The following is a 10,245-nucleotide window of genomic DNA, read 5'->3' as shown; positions in this document are numbered from 1 at the left end:
GAGAGGGGAAGTGCCGGCGACGGCTTCACGGATTCAGGATACAGCGACCAGAGAGTTGATCACTTACGCTGGTTTACATGACCCGCTTTGGAGACTCCGGCAGGTCGCGCCACCCTCTGACACTGGAGATTCGTCTTACCAAAGGCAACCTTAGCTTCACAAAGTTGCGTCCACTTACGAGTCGGTTGGCACGAGGCCACCCATACAGCCATTCTAGGAACGCGACCATGATTGCCGATTATCACCATGAGATAACGAGATCTATCGCCATGGAATGAGTCGAGATATTCCCACGTAGTCTTTTGATCCCGGGCTGAAGGTGATGGATAAATCTCTGGGTGCGTATGCCACAAACCAACCACATGTCTGTTGTGAGCGAATTCGATCTGCCTATTTCTATCGGATGCTTTTATATCAGGGTTCCAGGCGCATCTCCGTCGGTAATCAGCTAGATTGGGCCCAGTAGCGGTATGGATGACGAGACCGTTGGAATCCGGTTCTGAACTGAATAACTCACCGCCAGCTTCTTTCTGCCATGGCCTCCTTTGGGCATGGGCATACATATGAGACAAGGCTTGCTCAGTAAACAGAACATACCGGGTATTATCGGGATAGAAAAATATCCTGCTCATGGAAACTGCCTGTTCAAGATCAAGCCATCGTGCGCGCAAGCGGCTTTTGCCCATTCCTTATGCGTGAGACCAGGCCAATACTTGTCTAAAAAGCGTTGCCCACGTACCCAACTCCGCACCGTTGATTCGAAGGTAGCTGCTGCTGAATTGTCGATCATCTCCAACGCGCACTCAGCCACCAATGCAACCGCATGCTCCGCAGCTGCGGCAGTATAGCTTTGGAAGCGGCTACTGCACCCAGGCTCTTGTCGAATCACTCCACTTGGCCATATCACTGCTTCCAAATAAGACAATGGATCTTGTGCTCCCTGCAACCAACTCTGACCTGCAGACAGCATGCAGGCATGAGCGGCAGCCACATAAGGTTCCATCCAGCCGATTAGCAAGGGGCATGGGTAACTCAATCGGGCTTGTTCGATCTGCACTCGTACATCAGGCTCGCCAGTGAGATCGAGCACTACGTCTACACCTGCCAAAGCATTTTTCTTTAACCACTCTGCTGTACTCATCGCATGCGGAGTTACGTCTGTAGCTGGGTAAGCCGAGGTGATCCGCTGAGCAATGGCATCCACCTTATTTTCGCCGATTGAGTCAGCCCCAAGTAGGTGCCGCCCAATGTTCGCGGAAGACATGGTGTCAGCATCTACTACAGATATCCGCCCGACTCCTGCCTTGGCGAGATGATCAACGACCGGGCTTCCGAGAGCCCCGGCTCCCAAAACCAGAACGTGCTTAGCTTGACGCCCACTGACCTCGGGATGCTGATCTCGCCCTACCGTCCAATTTGGATCTAAGCGGGATGTCATAAGTGGTAGCGGTTTGTGAAGAGAAGGGCTCGCTTTCTTTCCTCGATATACGTCGAGAACGGTTGGTGGACCACCCGGAAGCAAATAGGCAAAGGCAACTTCAGCATTTCTCAAAAGAACCACGCGGTACATGCCTCGCCCTCTGCGGGTGCGGCTATTCTGGAGCCTCGAATACTCTGCAGAAGGAAGCCTGCCCTGTAGGATGCGTTCTAAATCAGACATGGAGCGTGGCCAAGTCGATGGAGTGAATGTATATGAGATTGGAACATCTGCCACTAGCACGCGAACACGCTGTTTTGCTGCAGGCCCCATGGACTGCACCAAACGGTTAGTAATACGCGATTTCTCATCTGCAGCGATGATGATCCTATTTGGAATCAAGAGTAGTCCGCTTCTGACCCGTGCCTTTGCTGGAGGCGGATCAACTGTCCATACACCTCTCACGGCATCGGTATTAGAACGTGCCATAGCTACCGCTATAGCCCAATAATTAAGTGCCTCATCCTCGAAATTTTGATCGAGATCGCCATTCAGCCAAGGCTTCAGGAATTGTTCCAGATAGCTATGCAAGAGAAACTTAATCCTGTCCTCTGTGGAATAACCGCGGCCAGGGCCTGGATCACCTTCAATGCAAAGCACTCCAGCACTATCGAGATGCGGTATACGCAAGACAGCATCTGGAGATAGCTGAATGAATGCTTTTCCGTACGCAGGGAACCCCTTGGGCAAACGCAGCTCAGCCCACTTAAACTCTCTTCCGTCTTGAAAAGGAGGTAGCCGCAATTGGTAGGCAGCGGTGCCTCCCGCCCGGCTCATAGCTGATGGCTGAAGATCCGGAAATTGCTCGCACAAAAAGCTCAAATCCAGCGCCATTAATCCTCCACTAATTAGGCCAAACCGCGACTCGCCGGAGTGGCTCTAGGCGCTGGAGGCTGAATGGTAGGAAGACCGTTTCCCCCACCCGTTGGGGCAGGAATCCCGAAAACCTCGCGCACACGTTTAGAAATAGTCTGAGGATCTGTTAGGGCAAGAATGGTCTTGAGATCAGCAGATAGCGTCTTGCTCCAAGTCATGAACGATCTATAACGCTCACCATCATCATCGTTCCATTTCTCGGCAAAGTTCTCTCCCTCGACTGTTGGGTTATCAACTCGGTATTTACCATCGAGTTTCAGCACGAGGTGCGGCATAAGGGCAGCGAGCTCATCCAGCAACTCTATTGGGTGTTCAAAAGATCGGCCTAAATCTGCCAGACCCTCATAGCAGCTGGTCAGTAGGGTCACAATAATGACAGAAATTGGTTTGGTAGCCGCATCAATGACCCCACGCCTGGCACACATATCTCGGTGGCGTTTGAACAGACGTATGGCAACCCGAAGTGTATCCGTGATATCCACAGTCTGGTCCGGCACCGGAGCAACGCTGGCTTCTGCCCGGTCATTTGCATACGCCTCCATCACAATCGACTGAATGAGGCGGCGCTCCGCCGTGTCGTTAACCCACTGGCTCATACCAGCAGAATTGGAGGTTTTCCAGCCCTGGGTAGGCGTATCAACGACGGCAAGCGCAGTTTCCCCATAACGCGAAGCGTGATAGCGCAGCGCCATGGACTGCAGGGTTTGCGCCGTTATGGTATTCAGCGGTACAGAAGGGGTAAATTCGAGATAAAATGGCTGTCGGTTGAAAGGGATATACCAACAGCGCCTTTTGGCTTGAGCCTCTAGCTCCTCCAAGGCCTGACCAATCGACTCAAAAAATGACATAGGATCGTCAGCCTCAATAAGAGATATGTCGACTTTGCATACGGCATCGATGTCGAATTTCTCACCTCCATTGGGCGAGCGAATCAAAGTCTTAGTGCTCACCGAACCTTGCGTCATGATCGAAATTGATTCGGGGGGCCAAGAGAGGTTAGCAGCCAAATGCTCTGCCACTTCTTTGTATGCATCAGCTGCAGCCGCAATTTCTTTCTCACCCACAGCGATATGCGAGTTCGCTTCATTGATCGCCTTAGCCCAATGACCATATTCGATCAGCCTATCTCTAGCGTTGGTTATGTGGCCCTCTCTGAGAGCCGCAAATGATTCGAGAGACTTCGTTAGTCGAGTAGGACGCTCTAGTTCAGCACGCTTTACCAGTTCTGCGCTTTTGGTAGTGCTCATGGTATCAGGCTCGCTTAGGCTGCTTATCGGAGGTCAATGGTGTAGGTCTGCTGACCGTCAGTGGCCGAAACGTGATGGCCAGTAATCGACAAAGCAGGAGTAAATTCGTAGTCTCGGCCCGCTCGGTCATAGACGAGGTATTCGGGATGGTGCCCCGCCTGTAGCATCTGCCCGAAACGGAACACTGTGCTCGCGGGGCTTACAGCGATAAGGTGTACCTTCTGAACCCTCATCACATCCTGAGCATGAATGATTGCTTTACGGGCAGCTTCTGCGAACTGATCAAGATCATCCGGATGCCCGATACAATTGGGCCCTATCTTCGAAGTTGTCACGCGAATCCAAGGCAGGTGACCAGCATCCACACTAGTCTTAAGATCGGCAGGTAGCGCCTCCTCATCCACGTGAGCCGTTAGCTCAAGCGTGATAAGAACCTCTGTTGCGTGGTACGGCGTAAGTGAATCAACGCTAAAAGTGCCCCGGGAATGAGCCTCAGCCTGCGGGTTCCAAGCCCATGTTTTCCGATGCCTGTCGTACTGAAATATCTGAATGTGCTGTGCCTCACCCATTATACGTCCTGCTAAAACAAGCGTCGGGATGTGATGCAAGGGGAAGACGGCCAGGTTCTCAGTAACCGAGCCACTGCTCGAATCAAACCCAGAAACTAGTTGGCTAATCTGACGCTCATGCTCTCTTAAATACTGGTGCCAAAATCCTGGTAAATGACGATCATCGCGCTGCGATTTCCGTCGCACATAGTGGAGCACTCCTGGCAACATCGCTCGTCTCGTTGCAACGATGGCTTCAATTAGCTCTGAGTCGTGAAAGTAGGTTGGTACGTTTGCCAGATTGGCATGCAAAGTGACCGCTTTCGTAGGGGGGAATGCCAAGGAATCCAAATAGTTTCGAACCATATCCCGATGAGACTGGCGCATCTCGTTAAGGATTTCTTCGGTGTAGTGCTCAGGCGCGAACGAGTCGATCAAGCGATGGTGTTCATCGCACATCAACATGATATTTTCTGGGTTATTTGCGAGCCGATGGGAGTCCTCTTGGCTCCCCCGAGGCCCTTTGGGGTCAGATGCAACAATGTGGGCTAAATATCCAACCCGAGCGGCTTTTGTCCAAAGATGGATCTCTGACAAATCCTTACTACAGCCTTGGAACATGCACCTCCCACCTGCGTCAGCCCACACTTTCTGTGCTGTTTTCTCGGAAATCTCTGGCCCTCTACCTCTGGCCTTTCCGAGCAGCCCATCTCGTGTGGCAATGAGCAATTCCACACAGGGCTTGCTTTTCACTTGTTCATAGGTCCAAGTGCTGTCGGCAATCCGAGCGTTACTCAGCGTTTCACTCGAAACCTCAAGGCTGAAGAGCAGCTTCTTGCCGACTAGCTTCTTTAGACGAGCCTTGGACTCTGATCCTGGATCAGCGGGGTGGAGAACGGGGCTGGACTCTTCAAGATCAACCACCTTGCACAGGTACCCAGCGTGGACATATGCCACACGATGTTTTTGGGTCAAACAGGCATCCAGCCAGCCAGACAGATTTTGATCATCAAAATTGCCTGGGGAGATGGTGTTGTTCAAAAGTGAGTCCGAAGCTTGGGGCATTTCTCGCTCTTCTCCTTGGCCGAATTTTGAATTGAGCCGCTATCTGCATAAGGATGCCAACGGTGATTTTTATGGAAAGTTCCATTTTTTTGCTGCTAGATTTTGCCTTTCGAAGGACGTGCGTGGTAGTGGAAATATCTGCCATACCACCGGAGCCAGTAGAGGGGCCCTGAATTGACGAGTATGAACTTCCATTTCGCACTCCCTTGCAATACCTAGTCCTCAGTCAGGTTAGCATCATCATGCTGCGCCTGCTCGCGACCTTAGTGGTGCATGGGCTTGGCAGGCCGGACCCTCTGGCAAATACCCTGCACTAAAGGGAACCCACCATGCTATACGGCCAAGTTCACCGCCAGCGATCAGCAGTCTACACATCAGCAGCAGGCATTTCCCTACGACTACGTCGACTGGGGCTCGGTGGCGCCCGACGCGGTCAGTGAGGTCATGGTCGGCTTTCGCGACCGCGGCGTGCCGCGATTCGCGGTGTGGCCACCGAAGCGTGGATGCTGGGACAGATGGACCATGGCACCCTGGACCGCATCAAGCAGCTGAGGCGGCATGGAATAGCAAGGTATCCCGGGCCGGCACTGCGCATTTTGCCGAGTCGATCCAAGCGCTGCTGGATCCTTGCGATGGTGAAGCCAGCGCTCTATCGCACTGGTGGGCTTGCACATGGCATCGGCGATCGCCTCGGCAGTATGCCCTTGCTCCCTCAGCTCCCACGCCTGGCGTGCAAGGTTCTCTACTTGCTGCATCGGTAGGCTACTCCTAACCATAGCGCGACCAGCAGGCGCACCTGTTCGTAATAGCGGGCCTCAATGCTCATCCGTGAACGCCTCCGGGACCGTGACCTGATATTCCTTGTCCAACCGCCCTCCCTTGCAGAGCTGCCGCTTGCCCTTCCCCAGGTCGAGGCTGAGGGTCTCCAGTCGATGGTACCAGGCGTGGCCGGCATGGCGAGCCAGCACCAGGAAAGCACGCTTGGTCTTCACAGACCGGCACCCTGCCAGCAGCGCCTGCAGCCGGCGTGGACGCAGCGTATTGAGCCCGGTGAAGGTGTCCACCAGCTCGCTGCTGAACAGCAGGTCGTTGGGCGTAATGGCGATCCACTCGAGGATAGCGCGCTCCGGCGTCGATATCCGCAGGACAAACCCCACCCCGGGTGGGTTGTAGTCCGTGAGGCTGCCGGAAAGGTCCACCGGCAGCCCCTTCTCCAGCCACAGTGGCAGCTGCGAGCGGCACCCCGCCCCATACAGGTGAGTGGTGTCGTGCCCCATGGGCAGGTAGTGGGCAAAGCCCTGCAGGGCCAGGGCGGTCTGGCCGCCCGGCCAGAACGGCGGTGATGCGGGGTCGCTGAGCGCCTGCAGCGCAAAGATCCCGCTCTCCCAGGTCAGCGGGTCACCTGCACGGCAGTAGGCGCCTCGCCCCAGGCGCTTCAGCCAGCCTGCCTCCGTGAGCTTGGCGGCATGGTTGGCGCTGATCCCGTGGGCCTCCAGCCACGCCGTGGTTACCACGGCGCCATGGGGGATCTGCTGCCACAGCCGGTTTACTTTCGTCGCCATAGGTTGCCCAATCAGCCAACTATGCTGCTCATCTTAAACCGAAGCGGTTTAAGATGAGCATCTGAAATTGAAGATTAGGCCAATTTCTGCGACTTTTCTAAACCCATGTCTACGTCGCGGACCCGATACCCCGGGCCTCGTCCAGCCGCTGGGTGATATGCAGCACCGCCTCAAGCTCCGAGCAGCCCTGCTCGCGCATCACCCGCATGCGCTCGGCCTTCTCCTCGCCCTCGGTACCGGCCAGGGCCAGGTAGAGGCTGGGCGGTACCACCCGGAACAGCGCTTCCAGACGCCCTGACAGCACCACCCCCTCGGTGTACTTCTTCGAGACCTTGGTAGCGGAGGCCATCAACTTGCGCTGGGTGGCGGTGAGCTCCTTGAAGCGGCTGACCTGCACGATCTCGTCCGGCGGCATGTAGAGACACAGCCAGAACTCGATCATGTTGAGCAGCTTGCGGGCCGCGTCCGGGAAGTCCTCGAGGTTCTGGGTGGCCATCCAGATCCAGTGGGAGAGCTTGCGGCCCATCTTGCCCACCTTGACCAGGTAGGGGCTGAGCAGCGGGTTGACGGTGAGCAGGTGGCACTCGTCGATGACCTGGACGATGGGCCGCCCACTGTACTGGTCACGCTCGGCCAGGTTGGTGATTATGTTGGTCACGCTGATCACCGCCAGGGCGAGCTGGGCCTCGTAGCCCTCCCGGGCGAAGTGGGCCAGGTCGATGATGGTCACGTCGCACTCGGGCCAGGCGGTGCCGGGGCGGTTGAACACCTCGCCGTCGAAGCCGTCGCAGAACAGCCCCATGGCCTCACCCATGTCATAGGCGCGACGCTGCCGCTCCTCGGGGATCTTGGTGTCGCGTGAGATCGCATAGAGCGCCTCGCGCACGTCCTGGGTCATGCAGTCGCGGCCCTCTTCCCGGCAGCGCTCCGCCGCCCGATAGATGGCGTCGCGCACCATGCGCCGGTCGGCGCGGCGAAATTCCCGCTCCTCCTTGGGATCCCCGCCGGTGATCATCAGCCGGGCGGTGATCTCCATCTCGCCCAGCAGGTCGCGCTCCTCGTCGGGCTGCTCCTCGTCCTCCTCCAGGGGCGCCTCCTCGAAGGGGTTGGCGTCCTCGGCGTCTCTGGCCAGGCGCCGCTCCTCCACCTCGTTCTCCAGCAGCCGCGTGGCCGCCGCGAACGGCGGCAGCCTGGCCCCGCAGCCCGGCGAGAGCTTGACCTGGTTGACGCTCATCCCCTTGCGCTCGAAATACTGGCCCAGCAGCCCAAAGCTGTTGCCCACCTCAATGATGAAGAGCCGCGGGCGATGCATGGCCATGACCTGGCTCAGCACGCCGTTCAGGGTGGCCGACTTGCCGGCGCCGGTGGGGCCGAATACCAGCATGTGGGCGTTGGCCGAGCGATCCTCGAGGTTCAGCGGGTCGAAGCTGAAGGTCTCGCCACCGCGGTTGAAGAAGGTCATGCCGGGGTGGCCGGTCCCGCGGCCGCGCCCGAACACCGGCGCCAGGTTGGCCAGGTGGTGGACGTAATTGAACTGGGTATACCAGCGGTTCTTGCGATCCTGCTCCGGGTCGAAGTTCATCGGGAGCCAGCGCAGGTAGGTGTTCAGGCCGGCAACCTCGTCCTCCGGGTCGACCGGCGAGAGATTGACCTGCAGCAGCTGAGTCGCCAGCTCCATGCTGCGCTGTTGAAGATCCTGCTCGTCCTCGCCCATCAGGGTGAAGGCCAGGGTGCTCTGGTAGAGCTTGTGGTTCTGGCCCAGGTAGCGGCGGGCGGTCTCACAGTCTTCGCGCACCTGACGGGCCAGCACGCTGTCGCCCACCGCCTTGCTGTGCAGGCGGTTGATATGGTCCTCCAGGGGCTCCTGGGGCGTCGCCACAATGGTCAGCACCGCCTCGGTGCCCTCGGGCAGCTTGTCCATCAGGGCGTTGCTCGCCTGGCCGTCGGAGCGGCTCACCTCGCCGGTGAGATGGCCGACCACCGGCGCCCGTCGCATCTCCTCCACCACCACGCAGCACTGGGGCAGCCCATCGAACCACCAGAGCCCCGTCTCCACATCGCCCCGGGGCGAGTTGAAGAGCATTCCCTCGGCCAGGTCGTAGTTCCAGGCCACGTCACCGGCGTCCTCGGGGTAGTCGCACAGGGCGTAGAAGCGCGCCGGGTCATCAGGGGCCAGCCGCGGCCGCGGGTTGAAGCGCGGCAGCAGCCAGCGGTGAAAGGCGCGCCCGTCGTAGCGCTCCAGACGCAGTCCCGCGCCGTGCAGCGCGGCGGCCAGCCGGTCGTAGACCTGATTGGCGGCCTGCTCGGGGGAGAGCCCCCGCTGACGCTCTCCCGCCTGGCGCTTCTTGCCGAGCCAGCGGTAGAGCACCAGGCGCGTGCGGCGGGTCTGGCCCCGCCAGCGGGTCTGGGTCACCCCGTCATCCTGGAACAGCCCGCCCGGCTTGGAGATCGCCTTGAGGTGGGCGCCCATGCTCGCCAGCCAGTCCTGGGTGAACTCGGTCTCCCGGGCCCGCGGTCGCACATAGTCGCGCATGCGCTCCAGGTCGGGGCGGGCGTCGACCTCATCCTTGACGAAGAGCTGCACCACCCAGGGGTGCTGCTCATACTCCGGCAGGCTGTCCTGAAAGGCGGCCTCGATCTGGTCGCGAATCGCCTCCAGGGACTCCGGGGCGCGGCCCTCGGTGGCGATGGGGAAGACCTCGGCCACCACCCCCACCGAGACGCCGTCTTCCAGCAGAAAGCAGCCCGACTCGGGCAGGTACTCCACCCAGGGCAGGTAGTTGCTGAACGAGGGCGCCCGGCGGAAGTGCGCGCGCAGCTCGGCCACCGAGGGCGCCTTGCCACGAGGTAGGGCCAGCGGCCGGCCGTGAACGTCGCTGCTGAGCGCGGCCAGCGCCTGCGTCTCGCCCTGCTCGGCCTTATCCCGGTCTAGCACGGCTTCCTGCGTCTGGCCCGGCTCGCTGTCGCCGGCAGGGACGCTGCCAAACAGCCGGTTCATCAGGTCGTCGAACTGGGACATCAGCGCGCCCTCCCCTCGTTACCCCGGCTCTCCAGCGTTGCGCTCGGGCGAGCGCTCTCGCCGGGCATGGCGTACTGGGTGCGCTGATAGAGGGGAAACACCGTCGAGTAGCCGGGGACCGGCACCTGCTCTGACCCGGCCAGGTGAGGGAAGACGTACATCACCAGATCCGGGTTGGGCAGGCGACGAAACTGGCTGTAGATCTCGTTGCTGGCGTCGCGGCTGTAGCGCAGCTGCTCGCTAACCAGCTCCGGGCTCTCCAGGGGCCGGCGCAGCTCGCTGCGCACGTCCAGCAGGCGACGTTCGCCGGTGCTGTGGCCGGCCTGGTTTCGCCAGATCTCCATCATGGTGGTATCGCCCACCGGCATCAGCTCCTCCTGAGAGGTGGCGCAGCCCGCCACCAGCAGGATGGTCATCAGCGCTGCCAGCGGCCTAGCGGCGAATTTTGCAG

General features: G+C 58.8%; 6 protein-coding genes. All 6 read right to left on the bottom strand.

Annotated features, from left to right (window positions below):
• Window positions 1-628: 628 nt before the first annotated feature.
• The 6 genes from J5F18_RS03610 to J5F18_RS03585 all read right to left on the bottom strand — a co-directional run bounded on the left by J5F18_RS03610 (window position 629) and on the right by J5F18_RS03585 (window position 10,210).
• Window positions 629-2,311, bottom strand: a complete 1,683-nt coding sequence (locus J5F18_RS03610) for a ThiF family adenylyltransferase (protein WP_346300969.1) — start codon at window positions 2,309-2,311, stop codon at window positions 629-631.
• 14 nt (window positions 2,312-2,325) lie between these two features.
• The gene (locus J5F18_RS03605) at window positions 2,326-3,600 is read right to left on the bottom strand and encodes a hypothetical protein (protein WP_346300968.1); all 1,275 of its coding nucleotides are present in this window, start codon (window positions 3,598-3,600) and stop codon (window positions 2,326-2,328) included.
• 23 nt (window positions 3,601-3,623) lie between these two features.
• Window positions 3,624-5,213 (bottom strand): SAVED domain-containing protein, encoded by a 1,590-nt coding sequence (locus J5F18_RS03600; RefSeq protein ID WP_346300967.1) that lies wholly within the window; start codon window positions 5,211-5,213, stop codon window positions 3,624-3,626.
• Between the two features lie 815 nt (window positions 5,214-6,028).
• The gene (locus tag J5F18_RS03595) at window positions 6,029-6,775 is read right to left on the bottom strand and encodes a type IV toxin-antitoxin system AbiEi family antitoxin domain-containing protein (RefSeq protein WP_346300966.1); all 747 of its coding nucleotides are present in this window, start codon (window positions 6,773-6,775) and stop codon (window positions 6,029-6,031) included.
• 109 nt (window positions 6,776-6,884) lie between these two features.
• The gene (locus J5F18_RS03590) at window positions 6,885-9,794 is read right to left on the bottom strand and encodes a conjugative transfer ATPase (protein WP_346300965.1); all 2,910 of its coding nucleotides are present in this window, start codon (window positions 9,792-9,794) and stop codon (window positions 6,885-6,887) included.
• Complete coding sequence (locus J5F18_RS03585) at window positions 9,794-10,210, bottom strand: TIGR03751 family conjugal transfer lipoprotein (protein ID WP_346300964.1); 417 nt, start codon at window positions 10,208-10,210, stop codon at window positions 9,794-9,796. Before J5F18_RS03585 ends, J5F18_RS03590 begins: the two co-directional genes overlap by 1 nt.
• Between the last annotated feature and the right edge of the window lie 35 nt (window positions 10,211-10,245).

This window comes from Halomonas sp. BM-2019, from assembly GCF_017584085.1.
The sequence above is the reverse complement of the archived record's forward strand: the minus strand, read 5'-3'. Positions and strand labels throughout refer to the sequence as shown.

Excerpts from the sequence above, each read along its gene's own strand:
- J5F18_RS03610 (WP_346300969.1), bottom strand. The coding sequence starts at position 2,311 with ATGGCGCTGGATTTGAGCTTTTTGTGCGAGCAATTTCCGGATCTTCAG.
- J5F18_RS03605 (WP_346300968.1), bottom strand. The coding sequence starts at position 3,600 with ATGAGCACTACCAAAAGCGCAGAACTGGTAAAGCGTGCTGAACTAGAG.
- J5F18_RS03600 (WP_346300967.1), bottom strand. The coding sequence starts at position 5,213 with ATGCCCCAAGCTTCGGACTCACTTTTGAACAACACCATCTCCCCAGGC.
- J5F18_RS03595 (WP_346300966.1), bottom strand. The coding sequence starts at position 6,775 with ATGGCGACGAAAGTAAACCGGCTGTGGCAGCAGATCCCCCATGGCGCC.
- J5F18_RS03590 (WP_346300965.1), bottom strand. The coding sequence starts at position 9,794 with ATGTCCCAGTTCGACGACCTGATGAACCGGCTGTTTGGCAGCGTCCCT.
- J5F18_RS03585 (WP_346300964.1), bottom strand. The coding sequence starts at position 10,210 with ATGACCATCCTGCTGGTGGCGGGCTGCGCCACCTCTCAGGAGGAGCTG.